Origin of the sequence: Pigmentiphaga soli (genome assembly GCF_039541095.1) — a bacterium.
GTDB lineage: Bacteria > Pseudomonadota > Gammaproteobacteria > Burkholderiales > Burkholderiaceae_B > Pigmentiphaga > Pigmentiphaga soli.
The window spans coordinates 37,602-57,454 of sequence record NZ_BAABFO010000026.1 but is presented as its reverse complement, the minus strand read 5'-3'; the positions used below and the strand labels follow the sequence as shown (position 1 = coordinate 57,454).

Below are 19,853 nucleotides of genomic sequence, written 5' to 3'. Positions count from 1 at the left end.
TTCCCCCGGCAGACGCGTCCATCAGTTGTTCCTGGCCGCCGGCCCGGCTTCGCTGTCGAGCCGGTTCTCGACATAGGCACGGTCGCGCAGCTGGCGCGCCCAGTCTTCATAGGCCTGGTCGACCTTGCGCTGGAACAGCGCCTGGCGCGCCGCCGCGCGCTGGCGGTCGCGCGCCACGTCTTGCGTGCGGCGGCCCTCGACCATGATCAGGTGCCAGCCGAACGGCGACTGCACGGGCTGGCTGATCTCTCCCGGCTTGAGCGCGTCCATCGCGTGCTCGAACTCGGGCACGGTTTCGTTGGGCGACAGCCAGCCCAGGTCGCCGCCCTGGGGCGCGGAGGCGTCGTTGGAATACTGGCGAGCCATGTCGGCGAACGACACGCCGCCTTCGACGATGCGCTGGCGGATATTGGCGAGCCGGTCGCGCGCCTGGTCGGAAGTCATCACTTCCGAGGTCCGGATCAGGATGTGGCGGGCGTGGGTCTGCTGTACCGGCATCGCCCCGGTATCCGGCGCATTACCGCCCGCCTTGCGGTCGACCAGCTTGATGATGTGGAAACCGTTGCCGCTCTGGATGACGCCGGAAATGCCGCCCGGGCTCAGGTTGGCCACCGCGTCGACGAACAGCGAGGGCCAGCGGTCGGCCGGCCGGGTGCCGAGATCGCCGCCGTGCAACGCCTCTTCGCCGTCGGACGAGGCCGCCGCCAGCCGCGCGAAATCGGCGCCGCCGCGCGCCTGCTCCAGCAGCAGGTCGGCCTTGCGCCGCAGCGTGGCCACCTGGTCGGACGGCGTGCCGTCGGGCACCCGCACCAGGATCTGCGCCAGCGTCAGCTGGGGCGGCGCGGTTTCGTGCTGCTCGGCCAGGTAGGCGTCGATCTCGGATTCGGAAACGTGCACCTGGCTGTCGACCTGCCGCTCGCGCAGCCGCACCAGCGTGATTTCGTTGCGCAGGTCTTCGCGATAGGCCGAGAACGGCAGCCCCGAACGTTCGATCTGATCGCGCATCTGGCTGACGGTGACCTTGTTGTCTTCGGCGATGCGGCTGATGGCGCGGTCGAGCGTGAAATCGTCGATCTTGATGCCCGACTGCGCGGCCTCCTGCAACTGCGTGCGCTCGACGATCATCCGTTCGAGCACCTGCCGCTCGATGGTGCGATCGTCGGGCAGCGGAATGTTCTGGCGCGCCAGCGTGGCGCGGGCAGCCTGCACCCGGGCGTCGAGTTCGAGCCGCGTGATGGCTTCGCTGTTGACCACCGCGACGATCGAATCGCCGTTCTCGATCCGCCGGCCGGAAGGCGCCGGCGACGGCGATGGCGTGAGCATGGGTCCCGGCGAGGTTTGCGGCGGGCTGCCCGGCTGCATGAGCGAGCCCCCGGGCTGCGGGATATCGGGCGCATCGGGCAGCTGCCCCATGCCGTTGAGCGCGTCGCCGGGCAACCGCAGGCCCTGGGCGGCCACGGAACCGGCCGCGGCCGCCAGCGCCAGCGCGACGGCGCGGCGGCAAATGCGAGACATGACCTTGCAAGACATCATTCGTACCTTTGGAACACGCTGCCCGGCGGGGGCGGCGGGTTGATCGATTCATAGCCCGGAATGCTCCGGCGCAGCGTCATGAGGGGACTTGCTCCGATCCCGCCGAAGCCGGTGAGTTCCAGCTGGACGAACATCGCGGTGGTGGCGTTGTTGCGGGCCACCGCGTAGCGCTGCGCAACCACCCGCACCGCATAGCAGCAGCCGCCGCTGTACTCGAAGCCCGCCACCGACTCGGCGATGCGGTTCTCGAGCAGGGAATAGTCGAAACGGCCGATCGCGAACCAGCGCGGCGCGATCGGCCACTGGAAGGCGATGTCGACCTGCTCCTGGCCCGGCACCTCGTAGGCCTCGCGCTTGTAGCGATACGCCAGCGAAATCGTGCTCAGGCGCGCCGGGTTCCACCGCGCCCCCACCGTGGAGCGGGAGATCCGGCTGATCTTCGGATTGTATTGCACCGTGGTCTCGCCGCTCAGCGTCGAGGTCAGCGCGCCGTACACCGACACCAGGAAGTCGGAACGGCCGTCGGAACTGGGCTCCATGCCGGGCAGGGTGACGCGCTGGTCGCTGAAATACAGCCGCTGGGCGCCGGTGATGCGGGCCCGCTCCACGCCGGTCTTGGGATCGAGCCAGCGCGAGGTCAGCGCGGCGGTGAGCTGGTTGGCCTCGGCGATGCGGTCGGAACCGGCGAACAGGTTCTCGGAGAAGATCTGCGCGAAATTGAAGTCGGCCAGCGCGGTGTCGAACACCGGCAGCTGGCTCTGGTCGCGGTACGGCACGCGCAGGTAGAACAGACGCGGCTCCAGCGTCTGCTTGACGGCCTGGCCCAGCAGGTTGCTGTCGCGCTCGAAGATCAGGCCGGTGTCGACCGACATGATGGGCAGCGTGCGCGACGGATCGGTCGACGGATTGCCTTGGAACGACTGGATATCGTAGTGCGTGGAATGGATGCCGATCTTCGGGATGAAGAAGCCGCCCGGCCGCACGATCGGGTAAGACACCGACGGATAGGCATACAGGCGCGTGCCCGAAACCTGGGTCGAGTCGGGGCTGACGAAGCGGGTGGCGTCGGCCTCGAACCTGACGTCGAAGCCGCCCCAGTCGTAGCGCGCGCCGGTCAGGTGGAACTGCGGCGACCGGTCGTAGGGCGGCACGATCGGCGCCAGCGGATCCTGCAACGTCTGGTAACGAATGCTGCGCGCGTAGGCATCCCAATACCCGCTGTGCCAGGTCAGCGCGAACGATTGTTCCAGCGTGGCGGTGGTCGACAGCCCCGTGCCCAGCGCCGACAGGTCGCGGAAATAGGCGTCGTCGGAGGCGCGCGAGTAGTTCCAGTTGAACCCCAGCGTATCGGTCAGCTGCTGGCGGTGCTGCGACGAAAACAGGTAGCGGTCGTCTTTGTAGACGGCGTCGTCGGGCAGGTAGGTCAGCCGCGTCTCGCCGCTGAACCTGGGTTCGAGATAGCGGAACTCGCCGCCCAGCTGCAGCCCGCGGCGCGCCATGTACTTGGGCGTCAACGTCGCGTCGCGGTTGGGCGCGATGTTGAAGTAATACGGCAGCATGAATTCGGGGCCGGTCTTGCTGGTGATCCCGAAGGTGGGCGACAGGAAGCCCGATTTGCGCGCGTCGTTGAGCGGGAACGAGATCAGCGGCGAGGCCAGGATCGGCACGCCCTTGAAATACAGCACGCCGTTGCGGCCGGTGGCCTCGCCGGCGTTGTAGTCCAGGTCGAGCTGGGTGGCCTTCACCCACCAGTCGGGCTGCTCGCAGGTACACCCGCTGTAGCGCACGCCCAGCGCGCGCAGCCGGTTCTGGCCCAGCAGCTCGAGGCGGTCGGCGGTGCCGGAGGAGCCCGTCTGGACGAAGCGGAAATGCGGCTGTTCGACCTCGCCCACGCCCGAACCCAGGTTCAGCTTCAGCCGCGGCCCGGTGATCAGGTTGCCCTCGCGCAGCAGCCGCACGTTGCCCTGCGCTTCCAGGTCGTTCTCGACCTGGTGGTATTCGATGCTGTCGGCCTTCAGGATGACGTCGGCGCGGCGCACCTGCGCGTTGCCGTCGAGCCGGTAATTTTCCTGGCCCTCGCCTTTCAGGCTATCGCCTTCGAGGAACACCGGCAGCGAGTCGGGATCGCGCGCCGGCCGCTCCTGCAGCGACGGCGACAGGCGCAGGCCCTGCCCCCCCAGCGGCGCCGGCGCGGATGCCTGGGGCGGCGGGCTGCCCTGCGCGCAGGCCAGGGGCGCCGCCACGGTCGCGGCCACTACGCTGAACCACCGGATCACTTGCACGGGTATAGAGAAATAGAGAAGACCAGGGAGAAAAGACGCAAGAATATACGACATGGCGCGGCGGGGCCGCGCGCAAGCAGGCAAGACGATAGCAGGGAATCGACGCCCGGTATTATAGGAGCCATGAATCCCGTTACACCCGCCCCCGCCGGCCCGGCCGGCAACGATCCGCGCCTGGCGCTGCTGACCGCCTGGCTGCGCGCCCTGCCGGCCGGACTCGGCCTGGACCCCGGCACCGTGCGCCCGGCTTCCAGCGACGCCAGCTTCCGCCGCTACTTCCGCGTCGACGCCGCCGGCCGCACCCTGGTCGCGATGGACGCCCCGCCCGGCCGCGAGGACTGCCGCCCCTTCCTGCACGTGGCCGGCCTGCTGCGCGCCGGCGGCCTCAACGTGCCGGAAGTGCTGGCGCAAGACCTGGAACAGGGCTTCCTGCTGCTGTCCGACCTGGGCCACACCACCTACCTGGCGCATCTGCAGGCCGGCTCCACGCCGGCGCGCATCCACCAGCTCTACCTGGACGCGCTGGCCGCGCTCACGGCCATCCAGCGCTGCGCCACCGACGGCCTGCCGCGCTACGACCACGCCCGCCTGGAAACCGAGCTCGGCCTGTTTCCCGAGTGGTACGCCGCGCGCCATTGCGGCATGCCGCTGGGCGAGGCGGACCTGGCCGAGCTGCATGGCGTATTCCGCATCCTGATCGACGCCAACCTGGCGCAGCCGACGGTCCTGGTGCACCGCGATTTCCATTCGCCCAACCTGATGATCACCGACCTGCCCGGCGCGCCGGCGGCCTATGGCCCCAATCCCGGCGTGCTCGACTTCCAGGACGCGGTGGCCGGCCCCATCACCTACGACCTGGCCTCGCTGCTGACCGACGCCCGCACCACCTGGGACGAACCGCAGCAGCTCGACTGGGGCATCCGCTACTGGGAAATGGCGCGCAAGGCCGGCCTGCCGGTGCCGGCCGACTTCGCCGATTTCCACCGCGCCTACGAATGGATGGGGCTGCAGCGCAACCTGCGCATCCTGGGCGTGTTCGCGCGGCTGTCGCACCGCGACGGCAAGCACGGCTACCTGGACCACATGCCGCGCGTCAACGGCTACGTGCGGCAGGTGGCCGAGCGCTACCTGGCGTTCAAGCCGCTGGTGCGCCTGCTCGACAGGCTGAAATGAACCCACCCCCTACGCGCTTCGCGCGCCCCCTCAAGGGGGCGGCACTGGCGGACCGGCAAAGCCGGATCCGCTGTGCCCTGGATCGGCAGCAGCTTCATGCGGCGCGGGTCGTGCGCAGCACGGCGGAGAACTGAGATGCGCGCCATGATCCTGGCCGCCGGCCGCGGCGAACGCATGCGGCCGCTGACCGACACCACGCCCAAGCCGCTGCTCGAAGCCGGCGGCAAGCCGCTGATCGTCTGGCACATCGAACGGCTGGCCGCCGCCGGCCTGCGCGACATCGTCGTCAACCACGCCTGGCTGGGCGCGCAGATCGAGGCGCGGCTGGGCGACGGCGGCCGGTGGGGCGTGCGGCTGCGCTACTCGCCCGAAGCCGTCGCGCTCGAAACCGCCGGCGGCATCGCCCAGGCGCTGCCGCTGCTGGGGGAAGACCCCTTCCTCGTCATCAACGGCGACATCTGGTGCGACTGGGCCCCTGCCGGCGCCGCCGCGGCCGCCCGCCGGCTCGACGCCGAATCGCGCCAGGCCTGGCTGCTGCTGGTCGACAACCCGCCCCACCACCCCGACGGCGATTTCGAACTCGGCGCCGACGGCTCGGTGCGGCCGGGCGCCGATGCCCCTCGCCTGACCTTCGCCGGCATCGGCGTCTACCGGCCAGCGCTGTTCGAGCGGGTGCCGCGCGGCGCCCCGGCCCGCCTGGCGCCGCTGCTGGTCGACGCGATGCGGCGCGGCGCCGTGGCCGGCCAGCGGCATACGGGCCGCTGGGTGGATGTCGGCACCCCCGAGCGACTGGCCCACCTGGACGAGGAGTTGCCTCCCCCTGGCGGACCGGCGGAGCCGGATCCGCGGCGTCCTGGTTAGGGGCGGCGGCACTACAATGAGGGCCCGCGCCTTCAACGCTGCATGGATTCTCCGCCATGAGTCTTCCCGTCCAGGACATCGCCCCCTTCGTCGAACGGCGCCGGCAGGTGCTGCGCGCCATGCACGCCCGTGGCGGCGGCATCGCGATCCTTCCCACCGCGCGCGAGGCCATCCGTAACCGCGATGCCGACTACCCCTATCGGCACGACAGCGACTTCTATTACCTGACCGGCTTCATCGAGCCCGAAGCCTGGCTGGTGCTGATCGCCGGCGAACGCGACCGCGCGCTGCTGTTCTGCCGCGACAGGAATCTGGAACGCGAGATCTGGGACGGCTACCGCGTCGGCCCCGAAGCCGCCCGCGAGCGCTTCGGCTTCGACGAAACCTTTGCGGTCGACACGCTCGACGCCACGCTGCCGGGGTTGCTGGCCAACCAGCCGGCGCTGTACGTGCCGCTGGCCGACGACCGCCGCTTCGACCTGCGCCTGCGCGGCTGGCTCGACGGCGTGCGCCGGCTGGCGCGCAGCGGCGCCAGCGCGCCGGCCGCCCTGCACGACCTGCGGGCGCTGGTGGCCGAGATGCGGCTGATCAAAGACGCCAGCGAAATCGCCACCATGCGCGCCGCGGCCGAAATCTCCGCCGCCGCCCACGTGCGGGCCATGCGCACGGCCCGCCCCGGCCAGCACGAATACGAGGTGGAGGCCGAGCTGCTGCACGAATTCCGCCGCCGCGGTTCCCAGGCGGTGGCCTACAACTCCATTGTCGCCACCGGCGCCAACGGCTGTGTGCTGCACTACCGCGCCGGCGACGCCGTGCTGCAGGACGGCGACCTGCTGCTGATCGATGCCGGCTGCGAACTCGACGGCTACGCTTCCGACATCACCCGCACCTTCCCGGTCAACGGCCGCTACAGCGGCCCGCAGCGCGCGCTGTACGACCTGACGGTGGCCGCGCAGGCCGCCGCCGCCGCGCTGACCCGCCCCGGCGCGCGCTGGAACGAACCGCACGAGGCCGCGGTGCGCGTGCTGGCGCAGGGCATGATAGACGAAGGCCTGCTGTCCGGCTCGCTCGACGGCGTGATCGAATCCCAGCAGTACACCCGCTTCTACATGCACAAGACCGGCCACTGGCTGGGCATGGACGTGCACGACGTGGGCGACTACCGCGACCCGGCCGCGGGCGGCGCGCAGCGGCCCTGGCGCGCGCTGGCGCCCGGCATGGTGCTGACCATCGAGCCCGGCATCTACGTGCGCCCCGCCGACGACGTGCCCGAACGCTTCTGGAACATCGGCATCCGCACCGAAGACGACGCGGTGGTCACCGCCGACGGCTGCGAGCTGATCACCCGCGGCGTGCCGGTCGACGCCGCCGAGATCGAAGCGCTGATGCGCGGATGATGGCGGCGATACTCCCCGTGCCGGCGCAATCCGGCGTCGCCGGCGGCCCGCCCCCCGCCGCGGCCGCCGACCTCACCATCATCGGCGGCGGCCCGGTCGGCATGGCGCTGGCCCTGTTGCTCGCGCGCGACGCACGCGAACCGGGGCGTATCGTGCTGTGCGCGGCCGAACGCGCCGCCGGCGCCGCCGCGGCCGACCCGCGCGTGCTGGCGCTCAACCACGGCAGCCGCGTGCTGCTGCAAGCGCTCGGCGCCTGGCCGGCCGGCGGCGCCGACATCCTCGACATCCACGTCTCGCAGCGCGGCCGGCTCGGCCGCACGCACATTTCCCACAGCGACTTCGGCGTGCCCGCGCTCGGCACCGTGGTGCGCTACGGCGCGCTGGCCGACGCGCTGGCCCAGGCCGTGGCGCGCAGCGGCGTCGCCGTCCGCCACGGTACGGCCCGCATCGCCGCCCAGGAGGAATCCGTCGTCCTGGTCGAACAGGACGGCGCGGGCTGGCCGACCGCGGTCTGCGTCCAGGCCGAAGGCGGCGCCTTCGGCGAGCAGGCCCGCGGCGACGTCCACCGCCGCTACGGCCAGCATGCGGTGCTGGGCAGCGTGCTGGCCGCGCGGCCGCGCGCCGGCTGGGCCTGGGAACGCTTCACGCGCGAAGGGCCGCTGGCGCTGCTGCCGTACCCGGCCGCGCCCGGCGCGGCGCCCGACCCGCGCCGCCACGCGCTGGTCTGGTGCTGCGCGCCCGACCGCGCCCAAGCGCTGTGCGCGCTGGACGATGCGGCGTTCGCGCACGAACTGAACCATGCCTTCGGCGAGCGGCTGGGCCGGCTGGCGCCGGCCGGACCGCGCCACGCCAGCCCGCTGGGCATGAACCTGCGCCGCGAACCGGTCCACGGCCGCGCGGTGGCCATCGGCAACGCCGCCCAGACCCTGCATCCGGTGGCCGGCCAGGGGCTGAACCTGGGCCTGCGCGACGCCGCCCGCCTGGCGCAAACGCTGGCGCCGTGGCTGAACGCCACCGCCGGCGATCCGCGCCCGGCGCTGGCCCGCTACGCGGCCGCCCGCCGCGCCGACCGCTGGCTCACCGCCGGCCTGACCGACTTCCTGCCGCGCGTCTTCGCCTCCGGCCTGCCGCCGGTCGAGCACGCCGCCGGACTGGCCCTGCTCGCGCTCGACGCCTCGGCCGCGCTGCGCCGCCCGCTGGCGCGCCATCTGCTACAGGGATTACGAGCGTAGCCCGCCGCGCGAGGATGCGGAGCCTGCGCTCCACCGCCTCGCCCGGTAGCGGTACAATCCCTCCCCTTTCCCATTCTTCCTAGTCACCGCGGCCCGCGCCTGCAGCAGGAGCGAGCGGCCGCCTTTCCGCCATGCGCATCGGTCCCTACGAACTGCCGAACAACGTCTTCGTCGCGCCGATGGCGGGCGTGACCGACCGCCCGTTCCGGCAGCTGTGCAAGCGTCTGGGCGCGGGCCACGCGGTCTCGGAAATGGCGGCCAGCAACCCGCGCCTGTGGCACAGCGTCAAGACCTCGCGCCGGCTCGACCACCAGAGCGAAAGCGAACCGGTGGCGGTGCAGATCGCCGGCGCCGACCCGGCCATGATGGCCGAGGCGGCCGTGTTCAACATCGAGCGCGGCGCCCGCATCATCGACATCAACATGGGCTGCCCGGCCAAGAAGGTATGCGACGTGGCCGCCGGCTCGGCGCTGCTGCGCGACGAAGAACTCGTGGCCCGCATCGTCGGCGCCGTGGTCGAGGCCTGCGCGCCGCGCGGCGTGCCGGTCACGCTCAAGACCCGCACCGGCTGGCGGCGCGCCGAACGCAACGCGCTGCGCGTGGCGCGCCGGGCGCAGGAACTCGGCATCGCGGCGCTGGCGCTGCACGGCCGCACGCGGGAAGACCTCTACCAGGGCGCCGCCGAGTACGACACCATCGCGCAGGTGAAGGCGGCGCTGGCGATCCCGGTGATCGCCAACGGCGACATCGACTCGCCGGAAAAGGCAAAAGCGGTGCTCGACGCCACCGGCGCCGACGCCGTCATGATCGGCCGCGCCGCCCAGGGCCGGCCATGGCTGTTTCGCGAGATCGACCACTACCTGCGCACCGGCCACCGGCTGCCCGGCCCCACCCTCGACGAAATGCGCGCGCTGCTGCTCGAGCATCTCGACGACCACTATCGCTTCTACGGCGAATTCACCGGCGTGCGCACGGCCCGCAAGCACATCGGCTGGTATCTGGGGGGCCTGCCGGGCGGGCGCGAGTTCTGCGCCCGCATGAACCTGATCGACAACACCCGCGACCAATGGCAAGCCGTCGCCAGCTGGTTCGACCAGGCGCGGGAAGCCGGCGCAACGAGGCTGGCCGCCTGAGCACGCAAGAAGGAAAAACAATGAAAGAACATACGTTGGAAGAGTGCGTGCGGCATACGCTGGAACGCTACTTCCGGGATCTCGACGGCGAAAGCCCCAGCTGCATCTGGGACATGGTCCAGACGGCGATTGAACGGCCGATGCTGGAGGTCGTGCTGCAGCGCGCGCAAGGCAACCAGTCGCGCGCGGCCGACATGCTGGGCATCAATCGCAATACACTGCGCAAGAAGCTCGACCATTACCAGATCAAGTTCTGACCGGCCCCCGCGAGGCACCGCCCCCACCGTCCATAACGACCACACCATGACCATCGAACGCGCCCTCATCTCCGTTTCCGACAAATCCGGCATCGTCGACTTCGCCCGGGCGCTGGCCGAACGCGGCGTGCAACTGCTGTCCACCGGCGGCACGGCCAAATTGCTGGCGCAGGCCGGCCTGCCGGTACAGGAAGTGTCCGACTACACCGGCTTTCCCGAAATGATGGACGGCCGCGTCAAGACGCTGCACCCGAAAATCCACGGCGGCCTGCTGGCGCGCCGCGACGATCCGGCCCATCTCGACGCCATCGCCGGCCACGGTATCGGCCGCATCGACCTGCTGGTGGTCAACCTCTACCCCTTCCGCGAAGCCGTGGCGCGCCCCGACTGCAGCTTCCAGGACGCCATCGAGAACATCGACATCGGCGGCCCGGCCATGCTGCGCGCCGCCGCCAAGAACCACGGCACCGAGGCCGGCGGCGTGGCGGTGGTGGTCGACCCGGCCGACTACCCGCGCGTGCTGGAAGAACTGGATCGCGACGGCCGCACCTCGTACGCGCTGCGGCTCGACCTGGCCAAGAAGGTCTTCGCCCATACCGCCGCCTACGACGGCGCGATCGCCAACTACCTGACCAGCCTGGTCGACGCCCCGGCCCAGGACGCCGTGCCCGAGCGTGCCGCCTATCCCGACGTGCTGACCATCCAGGCGCGCAAGGTGCAGGCCATGCGCTACGGCGAAAACCCGCACCAGTCGGCCGCCTTCTACAAAGACGCGGCGCCCGGCGCGGGCCTGCTGGCCAACTACCGCCAGTGGCAGGGCAAGGAACTGTCGTACAACAACATCGCCGACGCCGACGCCGCCTGGGAATGCGTGCGCAGCTTCGACACGCCGGCCTGCGTCATCGTCAAGCACGCCAATCCCTGCGGCGTGGCGGTGGGCGCCGGCCCGCTGGAGGCCTACCGCCAGGCCTTCAAGACCGACCCCACTTCCGCCTTCGGCGGCATCATCGCCTTCAACCGCGCGGTCGACGCCGACACCGCGCGCGAGGTGGCCAAGCAGTTCGTCGAAGTCGTGCTGGCGCCTGCCTATGAAGACGGCGCGCGCGAGGTCTTCGCCGCCAAGCAGAACGTGCGGCTGCTCGAAGTGCCGCCCGGCGACGCCATCAACCCGATCGACGTCAAGCGCGTGGGCGGCGGCTGGCTGGTGCAGCAGCCCGATGCGTACAACGTGCCGCGCGACGCGCTGCGCGTGGTCACCCGCAAGGCGCCCACCCCGCAGCAGATGGACGACCTGATGTTCGCCTGGAAGGTGGCCAAGTTCGTCAAGTCCAACGCCATCGTGTTCGCCGGCAACGGCATGACGCTGGGCGTGGGCGCCGGCCAGATGAGCCGGGTCGACTCGGCCCGCATCGCCTCGATCAAGGCGGCCAACGCCGGCCTCACGCTGCAAGGCTCGGCGGTCGCCTCCGACGCCTTCTTCCCGTTCCGCGACGGCCTGGACGTGGTGGTCGACGCCGGCGCCGGCTGCGTGATCCAGCCCGGCGGCAGCATGCGCGACGCCGAAGTCATCGCCGCCGCCGACGAACGCGGCATCGCGATGGTCCTCACCGGCACCCGCCACTTCCGGCACTGATGAGCCCCCCCCTACACGCTTCGCGCGCCCCCCAGGGGGCGGCACCGGCGGACCGGAAGGAAAGCCCCCCCCCGGGCGGCCTTCGGCCGCTCCCCCCCAAGGGGGCGGCACCGGCGGACCGGCGGAGCCGGATCCGCGGTGCCCTGGATAGAGCGGCGCGGGATGAGGCGCCGGGGCGGGCGCGTGGCGTTATGGGGCATCGGGATCATGCGCATACTTGGGGTTGATCCGGGCCTGCGGCGCACCGGCTTCGGCGTGATCGAGGTCGAGGGCGCCCGGCTGCGCTACGTGGCCAGCGGCACGATCGTCGTGCCGGCGGACTCGGACTTGTCGGTGCGGCTGAAGGTGATCCTGGATAACTTGCGCGACATCGTGCGCGATACCTCGCCCCAGGCGGCCGCTATCGAGAAGGTGTTCGTCAACGCCAACCCGCTGTCCACCCTGCTGCTGGGCCAGGCGCGCGGCGCGGCGCTGTGCGCGCTGGCCGACAGCGGGCTGGGCGTGCACGAATACACGGCGCTGCAGATCAAGAAATCGGTGGTCGGCACCGGCCGCGCCGCCAAAACCCAGGTGCAGGCCATGGTGCAGCACCTGCTTGCCTTGAACGGCGCGCCGGCCGCCGACGCCGCCGACGCCCTTGGCTGCGCCATCTGCCATGCCCACGTGGCGCCGCTGGCCGAACGGCTGCGCGGCGCCGCCGTGCTCGACCAACCCGCCTTCGGCCGCCGCGGCACCCGCCTGCGCGCCGGCCGTATGCTCGGAAGCCCCTGACGCCATGATCGGACGCCTGACCGGCACCCTCGTCGAAAAACTGCCCCCCACCATCTGCGTCGACGTGGGCGGCGTCGGCTACGAACTCGACGTGCCGATGAGCACGCTGTACGCGCTGCCCGAAACCGGCGCCCGCGTCACGCTGCTGACCCACCTGGCCATCCGCGAAGACGCCCACGTGCTGTACGGCTTCGCCACCGCGGCCGAACGCGCCACCTTCCGCGAATTGATCAAGGTCAGCGGCGTGGGCGCCCGCATCGCGCTGGCGGTGCTGTCGGGCATGACCGTGGCCGAACTGTCGCAGGCCGTCACGCTGCAGGAGGCCGGCCGGCTCACGCGCGTGCCAGGCATCGGCAAGAAGACCGCCGAGCGCCTGCTGCTCGAACTGCGCGGCAAGCTCGGCGCCGACCTCGGCCCCGCGCACGCCGCGGCCCCCGACGGCCAGGCCGACGTGCTGAACGCGCTGGCCGCGCTGGGCTACTCCGACCGCGAGGCGCTGGCCGCGGTCAAGACGCTGCCCGCCGGGGTGGGCGTATCGGAAGGCATCAAGCTGGCGCTGAAGGCCCTCGCCCGCTGAGCCGGCGATAACCCCTATACTGGTCGCCAGCAGACTCACACGACCCCATGGCCATCCAGTCCGACAAACTCCACGCCCGCGACGACGGCGCGCCGGATACCCGGGTGATCTCCCCCCGCGCCGCCTCGCCCGGCGAGGAGGCGATCGAACGCGCGCTGCGCCCCAAGGCGCTCGACGAATACGTCGGCCAGCGCCGCATCCGCGACCAGCTCGAAATCTTCATCGCCGCCGCCCGCCAGCGCGGCGAATCGCTCGACCACGTGCTGCTGTTCGGCCCGCCCGGCCTGGGCAAGACCACGCTGGCCCACATCGTCGCGCGCGAAATGGGCGTGCAGCTGCGGCAGACCTCCGGTCCGGTGCTCGAACGCCCGGGCGACCTGGCCGCGCTGCTCACCAACCTGGAACGCAACGACGTGCTGTTCATCGACGAGATCCACCGGCTGTCGCCGATCGTCGAAGAAATCCTGTACCCGGCGCTGGAAGACTTCCAGATCGACATCCTGATCGGCGAAGGCCCCGCCGCGCGCAGCGTCAAGCTCGATCTGCAGCCCTTCACGCTGGTGGGCGCCACCACGCGCGCCGGCATGCTCACCAACCCGCTGCGCGACCGCTTCGGCATCATCGCCCGGCTGGAGTTCTACACGCCCGACGAACTGGCCGCCATCGTCACGCGCAGCGCAAGCCTGCTCAACGCCCGCATCGGCAACGACGGCGCCCACGAGATCGCGCGCCGCTCGCGCGGCACCCCGCGCATCGCCAACCGCCTGCTGCGGCGGGTGCGCGACTACGCCGAGGTCAAGGCCGGCGGGCGCATCGACGCCGGCGTGGCGCAGGCGGCGCTGTCGATGCTCGACGTCGATCCCGCCGGGCTCGACGTGATGGACCGCAAATTATTGGAGGCCGTGGTCCACAAATTCGACGGCGGCCCGGTAGGCCTGGACAGCCTGTCGGCGGCAATAGGCGAAGAACGCGACACCATCGAAGATGTGATCGAACCCTACCTGATCCAGCACGGCTACCTGCAGCGCACCTCGCGCGGCCGGGTGGCCACCCAGGGCACCTACCGCCACCTGGGGCTGGTACCGCCGTCGGCGGCGGGCGGGGGCGGCCTGTTCGATTGACGCCGCGCGCGGGCAAACAAAAACCCGCGCCGGGCATACCCCGGTTCGCGGGTTTTTTCGTGCGGGAGCACGATCTGGAGGACCGCCGGCGGCGATGCCGCAACGGCCCGGAAAAGGGCGGAAGCGTCGACAGATCCCAGACGGCGCCACCCACGCACCCGAAGCCGGCCAGGCTCACGATCAACGCTTCCTGTTGGTCAGACGCAGCCGGGCCGCCAAAGTTTCCCGCTTTACACGCCGTCACATTTCATGCCGATCGACGCACGCGCGGGTCGCTGGCGGCGGCCGGGTTGATTACAATTCCGATGCGCCGCGGCCCGCCCGCCGCAACGCAGCATGCGCCGCTACCACTCTGAACGTTCACTGAAAGGCACTTCCGCAGTGTTCCCCTCCGCCACGGCCGATGCCCTGTTTACCGTCCGCGTGTACTACGAAGATACCGACGCGGGCGGCGTCGTGTACTACGCCAACTACCTCAAGTTCTTCGAGCGCGCGCGCACCGAATGGCTGCGCGAACTCGGCTTCGAACAGCAGCGCCTGGCCGAGCAGGCCCGGCGCATTTTCGTCGTGCGCGGCCTCGACATGCAGTACCGCCGCCCGGCCCGGCTCGACGACGCGCTCACCATCCGCAGCCGCGTGGCGCGGCTGGGGCGGGCCTCGATGGACTTTTCGCAGTCGTGCGAACGCGGCGATGAACTGTTGGCGGCCGGGCAGGTCCAGGTAGGCTGCATCGACCGCGTCACCTGGCGCCCCGCGCCGCTGCCGGAAGATCTGGCCAGGGCCCTGGCGCCGCTCGCTCTAGAATCACAGGCGGCGGCCTTCTGAAGCCGGCGCCTTTCCTCCCAGTTTTCCCAGCCCATTCCGGTTTGCTAAAGGACTTTGCATGAACGTCAACCAGGACATGTCGATCCTGTCCCTGATCCTGCAGGCTAGCTTCACGGTACAGATAGTGATGGCGATCCTGGCGGTCGTCTCGCTGATGTCCTGGACCTACATCTTCCGCAAGAGCTTCGCGATCAAGCGCGCCAAGAGCCAGACCGACCGCTTCGAGGCCGACTTCTGGTCCGGCGGCGACCTCACCATGCTGCACCAGGCCGTCTCCACCCGCCGCTTCGAACACGGCGCGCTGGCCCGCATCTTCGAGGCCGGCATGTCGGAGTTCCTGAAAGGCCGCCAGAGCAAGCTGACCGACGTCAACACCCTGCTCGACGGCGCGCGCCGCGCGATGCGCGCGGCCTACCAGCGCGAGATGGACTCGCTCGAATCGCACCTGAGCTTCCTGGCCTCCACCGGCTCGGTCAGCCCCTACGTCGGCCTGTTCGGCACGGTGTGGGGCATCATGCACGCCTTCCGCGGCCTGGCCAACGTCGAGCAGGCCACGCTGTCCAACGTCGCGCCCGGCATCGCCGAGGCCCTGGTGGCCACCGCCATCGGCCTGTTCGCGGCGATCCCGGCGGTGGTGGCCTACAACCGCTACTCGCACGACATCGACCGGCTGTCGATCCGCTTCGACAGCTTCATCGACGAGTTCCTGAACATCCTGCAAAGACAGGTGCGCTGATGCCCTCGATGCGCTCCCGCGGCCGCAGCGGCCGCCGTTCGATGAACGAGATCAACGTCGTGCCGTACATCGACGTCATGCTGGTGCTGCTGGTGATCTTCATGGTCACCGCGCCCATGGTGTCGCCCGGCGTGATCGACCTGCCGCGCGTCGGCAAGGCCTCGCAGGTGCCGGTCAAGCCGCTGGAAGTCGTGCTGGCGGCCGACGGCAGCGTCTCCGTCCGCGACCGCCAGCGCGGCGAAAGCCAGCCGCGCAAGATCGCGCGCGGCGAACTGGCCCGCATCGCGCGCGAGCGCCAGGAGGCCCAGCCCGGCCAGCCGGTGGTGATCTCGGCCGACCGCAAGGCCGAATACGAATCGGTGCTCAAAGTGATGGACGAACTGCAGCGCGAAGGCGTCTCGCGCGTCGGGCTGCTGGTCCGCCAGCAAGGATCCTGACCGAGCATGGCGCCCAACGATCCGAGCCGCCGCCCCGTCGACGTCCCGCCCGAACCGGGCAAGTGGCGCGCCATCGCGCTGGCGGTGCTGATGCACCTGCTGCTGCTGGCGGCGCTGATCTTCAGCCTGTCGTGGAACAACCGCACGCCGGGCCCGGTGCAGGCCGAACTGTGGACCGACCTGCCGGCGCCCAACCGTCCCGAGCCGCAACCGCAGCCCGAGCCCACGCCCCAGCCCGAGCCGGTCAAGCCCCCGCCCCCGCCGCCTCCACCGCCGCAACCCCAGGTCCAGCCCGACCAGCCCGACATCGCGATCGAACAGGAACGCAAGCGGCGCGAACAGGAACGGCGCGACGCCGAGCAGCGCCAGGCCGACGCGCGCGAACAGCAGCGCAAGCTGGAACAACAGCGCGAGCAGGCCGAAAAGGCCGCGGCCGAGAAAGCGGCTGCCGACAAGGCGGCGGCCGCGAAAAAAGCCGCCGCTGAAAAGGCCGCAGCCGACAAGGCTGCAGCGGAAAAAGCCGCGGCGGAAAAAGCGGCCGCCGACAAGAAGGCCGCCGCTGAAAAGGCCGCAGCCGACAAGAAGGCGGCCGCCGAAAAAGCCGCCGCCGCCGAACGCGACCGCAAACTGCGCGAAGCTTTCCGCAACGACACCGCGCGCGCCGCCGGGCTCGAAGGCGGGCGCGCGGGCGGCACCGCCGACCGCAACCAGGCCGGCGGCGCCGGCGGCAACCCGGGCTATGCCGACCTCGTGCGCGCTTGCATCAAACCCGGTGTAGTCTATAGTCCCTCCGGCGACGCCTCGGGCGGGAACCCGACTGCCGTCTTCCAGGTCCAGTTGCTACCCTCCGGCTCTCAGGCGGGCGCGCCGACGCTGAAACGTTCGTCCGGGATACCGGCCTTCGACCGCGCGGTCGAGACCGGCATCAGGCGCTGCGACCCGTTCCCGCGCCCGCCGTCCGGCCGCTTCGAGTCCAACATAGAAGTTCAATATCGGATGTTCGACTGATGACACCTGCTTTCCATGCCTCCCTGCCCGACGGCGCCGCCGCGCCCCGCCTCTTCCGCGGCGTCCACCGCCTGCTTAGGCTCGGCATGCTGGCGCTGGGCGCAGCCGCCGGCGCGCTGCTCGCGCCCGCCGCGCAAGCGCAGCTGACGGTCCAGATCTCGGGCGTCGGCGCCAGCCAGTACCCGGTAGCCGTCGCCAACTTCGAATCGGCCGACCAGCAAGGCAAGGCGGTGGCCGACATCATCCGCGCCGACCTCGGCCGCACCGGCCTGTTCAAGCTTATCGACACCGGCGACACGCCGCTGTCCGAATCGGCGATGATCGGCTTCGCCGCCTGGAAGACCCGCGGCGCCGACTCGCTGGCGGTCGGCAGCGTGCAGCGCGCGGCCGACGGCCGGACGGACGTCCGCTACCGCCTGGTCGACACCGTCAAGGAAGCGCAGATGGACGGCGTGGCGTTCTCGACCTCGCCGGCCGAAATGCGCCGCACCGCGCACCAGATCGCCGACCGCATCTACGAAAAGCTGACCGGCGACCGCGGCGTGTTCGCCACACGCATCGCCTACGTGCTCAAGCGCGGCGACATCTACGAACTGCAGATCGCCGACGCCGACGGCCAGAACGCCCAGACCGCGCTGCGTTCGCGCGAACCCATCATCTCGCCGGCATGGTCGCCCGACGGCTCGCGGCTGGCCTATGTCAGCTTCGAATCGCGCAAGCCCGTGGTGTATGTACACACCATCGCCACCGGCCAACGCATTCCGGTAGCCAATTTCAAGGGCAATAACAGCGCGCCGGCCTGGGCGCCGGACGGCAGCCGGCTGGCGGTGGTGCTCACCCGCGACGGCCTGTCGCAAATCTACCTGCTCAACGCCGACGGCTCCGGCCTGCGGCGGCTCACCCAGTCGCCCGGCATCGACACCGAGCCCACCTTCACGCCCGACGGCCGCGCCATCCTGTTCACCAGCGACCGCGGCGGCAGCCCGCAGATATACCGCCTGAACCTCGACACCAATCAAGTCGAGCGCGTCACCTTCAAAGGCAATTACAATATCTCACCCAAATTGTCGCCCGATGGCAAAACCTTGCTGTACGTTACCCGCCGCACCGGCTACCAGATCGCGTCGCTAGACCTCGCCACGGGCAATGAATTCCTGCTCACCAATGGCGGCCGCGACGAATCTCCCAGCTTCGCGCCCAACGGCAAGATGATTCTCTACGCTACCGCGCAAGGCGGACGCGGCGTGCTCGCCGCGGTATCGAGCGATGGCCGCGTCACGCAGACGCTATCGGTATTGAGCGGCGACGTCCGCGAACCCACTTGGGGGCCCTTCCTGAATAATTAGAACCGGCCCGTCATGGGCGGTGTCGCGCCGCCGCATCGTTGTCACCTCTTGCTACGATCCAGCGCGCTCGCTCCATGTAACACTTCCGAGGTGTAACGATTTGGTCGGTACGGCAGATTATTACTCCACTTTTTTCGGAACCACCCCCAAGGAAAAAAACATGTCCAACAGCGCACTCAAACTGCTTGCCGCCGTGGGTATCGCCCTCGCGGTCACTGCTTGCAGCAGCCCGGTCAAGCTCGACGAAAATGCCGGCGCACCGGTCGAAGACCGCAGCGCCATGACCAACCCCAATGCCAACGCCAACGGCGTGGCGCGGGTCGACACGACGCAGCAAGGGCTCGATCCGCTCAACGATCCGAAGGGCGTGCTCGCGCAGCGTTCGGTCTATTTCGATTTCGACAGCTACACCGTCAAGGATGAATACCGCCCCGTGATCGAAAACCACTCGCGCTACCTGTCGGCCCATCCCGACCGCAAGGTCGTGATCGAAGGCAATACCGACGATCGCGGCAGCAGCGAGTACAACCTGGCGCTCGGCCAGCGCCGCTCCGAGGCCGTCCGCCGCGCCATGGTTCTGCTGGGCGTGCGCGACAACCAGGTCGAAGCCATCAGCTACGGCAAGGAAAAGCCGAAGGCCACGGGCAGCGACGAAGCCTCGCGCGCCGAAAACCGCCGCGCCGACATCGTCTACCGTTAAGGATCTGCCGCAATGACGTTTCGCGCTTCCTGCCGCGCAGCGGCCATCGCCGTCGGCCTGGCCGCGGCGATGGCCAGTTTCCAGGCGCCCGCCGCGTTGTTTTCCGACGACGAGGCGCGCCAAGCCATCATCGACCTGCGCAAGGAAGCGCGCGACCGCGCCGACCAGCAGGCCAAGCAGCTGAGCGATGCGCTGGCCCGCATCGAAAACAACCAGCGCGCCCAGCTGCAACTGGCCGACCAGATCGACCAGTTGCAGCAGGAAATCGCCAAGCTGCGAGGCCAGATCGAAATCCTCACCAAACAGGTTGCCGACACCCAGCAGGCGCAGAAAGACCTGTACCTCGACATCGACACCCGCCTGAAACGGATCGAGCCGCAACAGGCATCGATCGACGGCCAGGAAGCGATGGTGGACCCGAACGAAAAACGTTCGTACGACGCCGCCATCGACCTGTTCCGCAACGGCAATTACACCGACGCCATTCCCGCCCTCTCGGCCTTCCTGCGCCAGTATCCGCAAAGCCCTTACGCGCCGGCCGCGCAGTTCTACGTCGGCAGCAGCTACTACGCGCTGAAGGACTACAAGTCCGCCATCGCGCAGCAGCAGGCGCTGGTCAAGAACTACGCCACCAACGTGCGGGCGCCCGACGCCCTGCTGGTGATCGCCGGCAGCCAGGTCGAACTCAACGACCGCCGCGGGGCCCGGGCCACGCTTGAACGGATCCTGCGGGATTATCCGGGTACACCGGCGGCGCAGACGGCGAAGGATCGGCTGGATCTGCTCAAGTGAAACAAGAGCCGTCCATCGGTGCGCTGACACGTTGGAGCG

Annotated in this window: 19 protein-coding genes; 17 read left to right on the top strand and 2 right to left on the bottom strand. The window is 70.0% G+C overall.

Features of this window, described 5'->3' with window-relative positions; all coding sequences use genetic code 11:
• Positions 1 to 21 precede the first annotated feature (21 nt).
• Both ABD927_RS20630 and ABD927_RS20625 read right to left on the bottom strand, forming a co-directional pair.
• A complete protein-coding gene (locus tag ABD927_RS20630; RefSeq protein ID WP_345251747.1) occupies positions 22 to 1,515 on the bottom strand; it encodes a peptidylprolyl isomerase in 1,494 nt (497 codons plus the stop codon).
• 14 nt (positions 1,516 to 1,529) lie between these two features.
• On the bottom strand, positions 1,530 to 3,815 hold the full coding sequence (locus tag ABD927_RS20625) for an LPS-assembly protein LptD (protein ID WP_345251746.1): 2,286 nt from the start codon (positions 3,813 to 3,815) through the stop codon (positions 1,530 to 1,532).
• Positions 3,816 to 3,938: 123 nt separating this feature from the next.
• Here ABD927_RS20625 and ABD927_RS20620 point away from each other — a divergent pair, with 123 nt between their 5' ends.
• From ABD927_RS20620 to ybgF, 17 genes are all read left to right on the top strand, one after another.
• On the top strand, positions 3,939 to 4,988 hold the full coding sequence (locus tag ABD927_RS20620) for an aminoglycoside phosphotransferase family protein (protein ID WP_345251745.1): 1,050 nt from the start codon (positions 3,939 to 3,941) through the stop codon (positions 4,986 to 4,988).
• A gap of 135 nt (positions 4,989 to 5,123) precedes the next feature.
• Entirely contained in the window at positions 5,124 to 5,849 is a 726-nt protein-coding gene (gene murU, locus ABD927_RS20615) for an N-acetylmuramate alpha-1-phosphate uridylyltransferase MurU (RefSeq protein WP_345251744.1), read from the top strand.
• A gap of 56 nt (positions 5,850 to 5,905) precedes the next feature.
• On the top strand, positions 5,906 to 7,246 hold the full coding sequence (locus ABD927_RS20610; protein WP_345251743.1) for an aminopeptidase P N-terminal domain-containing protein: 1,341 nt from the start codon (positions 5,906 to 5,908) through the stop codon (positions 7,244 to 7,246).
• A 17-nt stretch (positions 7,247 to 7,263) separates the two neighbouring features.
• Entirely contained in the window at positions 7,264 to 8,478 is a 1,215-nt protein-coding gene (locus ABD927_RS20605; protein ID WP_345251742.1) for a UbiH/UbiF/VisC/COQ6 family ubiquinone biosynthesis hydroxylase, read from the top strand.
• A 131-nt stretch (positions 8,479 to 8,609) separates the two neighbouring features.
• Positions 8,610 to 9,611 (top strand): tRNA dihydrouridine synthase DusB, encoded by a 1,002-nt coding sequence (dusB, locus tag ABD927_RS20600; protein WP_345251741.1) that lies wholly within the window; start codon positions 8,610 to 8,612, stop codon positions 9,609 to 9,611.
• A gap of 20 nt (positions 9,612 to 9,631) precedes the next feature.
• Positions 9,632 to 9,868: a helix-turn-helix domain-containing protein gene (locus ABD927_RS20595; RefSeq protein ID WP_345251740.1), complete on the top strand. Its 237-nt coding sequence runs from the start codon at positions 9,632 to 9,634 to the stop codon at positions 9,866 to 9,868.
• Positions 9,869 to 9,914: 46 nt separating this feature from the next.
• On the top strand, positions 9,915 to 11,501 hold the full coding sequence (gene purH / locus ABD927_RS20590) for a bifunctional phosphoribosylaminoimidazolecarboxamide formyltransferase/IMP cyclohydrolase (RefSeq protein WP_345251739.1): 1,587 nt from the start codon (positions 9,915 to 9,917) through the stop codon (positions 11,499 to 11,501).
• Between the two features lie 207 nt (positions 11,502 to 11,708).
• Positions 11,709 to 12,272 carry a crossover junction endodeoxyribonuclease RuvC gene (ruvC, locus tag ABD927_RS20585; protein WP_345251738.1) on the top strand — a complete coding sequence of 188 codons (564 nt, stop codon included), beginning with the start codon at positions 11,709 to 11,711 and terminating at the stop codon, positions 12,270 to 12,272.
• Positions 12,273 to 12,276: 4 nt separating this feature from the next.
• The gene (ruvA, locus tag ABD927_RS20580; protein ID WP_345251737.1) at positions 12,277 to 12,849 is read left to right on the top strand and encodes a Holliday junction branch migration protein RuvA; all 573 of its coding nucleotides are present in this window, start codon (positions 12,277 to 12,279) and stop codon (positions 12,847 to 12,849) included.
• Positions 12,850 to 12,896: 47 nt separating this feature from the next.
• Positions 12,897 to 13,970: a Holliday junction branch migration DNA helicase RuvB gene (gene ruvB / locus ABD927_RS20575; RefSeq protein ID WP_345251736.1), complete on the top strand. Its 1,074-nt coding sequence runs from the start codon at positions 12,897 to 12,899 to the stop codon at positions 13,968 to 13,970.
• 336 nt (positions 13,971 to 14,306) lie between these two features.
• Complete coding sequence (gene ybgC / locus ABD927_RS20570; RefSeq protein ID WP_425570318.1) at positions 14,307 to 14,795, top strand: tol-pal system-associated acyl-CoA thioesterase; 489 nt, start codon at positions 14,307 to 14,309, stop codon at positions 14,793 to 14,795.
• A 58-nt stretch (positions 14,796 to 14,853) separates the two neighbouring features.
• Positions 14,854 to 15,531, top strand: a complete 678-nt coding sequence (tolQ, locus tag ABD927_RS20565; protein ID WP_345251734.1) for a protein TolQ — start codon at positions 14,854 to 14,856, stop codon at positions 15,529 to 15,531.
• The gene (gene tolR / locus ABD927_RS20560; RefSeq protein ID WP_345251733.1) at positions 15,531 to 15,968 is read left to right on the top strand and encodes a protein TolR; all 438 of its coding nucleotides are present in this window, start codon (positions 15,531 to 15,533) and stop codon (positions 15,966 to 15,968) included. Before tolQ ends, tolR begins: the two co-directional genes overlap by 1 nt.
• 6 nt (positions 15,969 to 15,974) lie before the next feature.
• Positions 15,975 to 16,976, top strand: coding sequence for a cell envelope integrity protein TolA (gene tolA / locus ABD927_RS20555; RefSeq protein ID WP_345251732.1), 1,002 nt, complete (start codon positions 15,975 to 15,977; stop codon positions 16,974 to 16,976).
• Positions 16,976 to 18,322, top strand: coding sequence for a Tol-Pal system beta propeller repeat protein TolB (gene tolB / locus ABD927_RS20550; RefSeq protein ID WP_425570317.1), 1,347 nt, complete (start codon positions 16,976 to 16,978; stop codon positions 18,320 to 18,322). Before tolA ends, tolB begins: the two co-directional genes overlap by 1 nt.
• Before the next feature lie 160 nt (positions 18,323 to 18,482).
• On the top strand, positions 18,483 to 19,022 hold the full coding sequence (pal, locus tag ABD927_RS20545) for a peptidoglycan-associated lipoprotein Pal (protein ID WP_345251731.1): 540 nt from the start codon (positions 18,483 to 18,485) through the stop codon (positions 19,020 to 19,022).
• Positions 19,023 to 19,034: 12 nt separating this feature from the next.
• Positions 19,035 to 19,814 carry a tol-pal system protein YbgF gene (gene ybgF / locus ABD927_RS20540; RefSeq protein ID WP_345251730.1) on the top strand — a complete coding sequence of 260 codons (780 nt, stop codon included), beginning with the start codon at positions 19,035 to 19,037 and terminating at the stop codon, positions 19,812 to 19,814.
• Positions 19,815 to 19,853 lie beyond the last annotated feature (39 nt).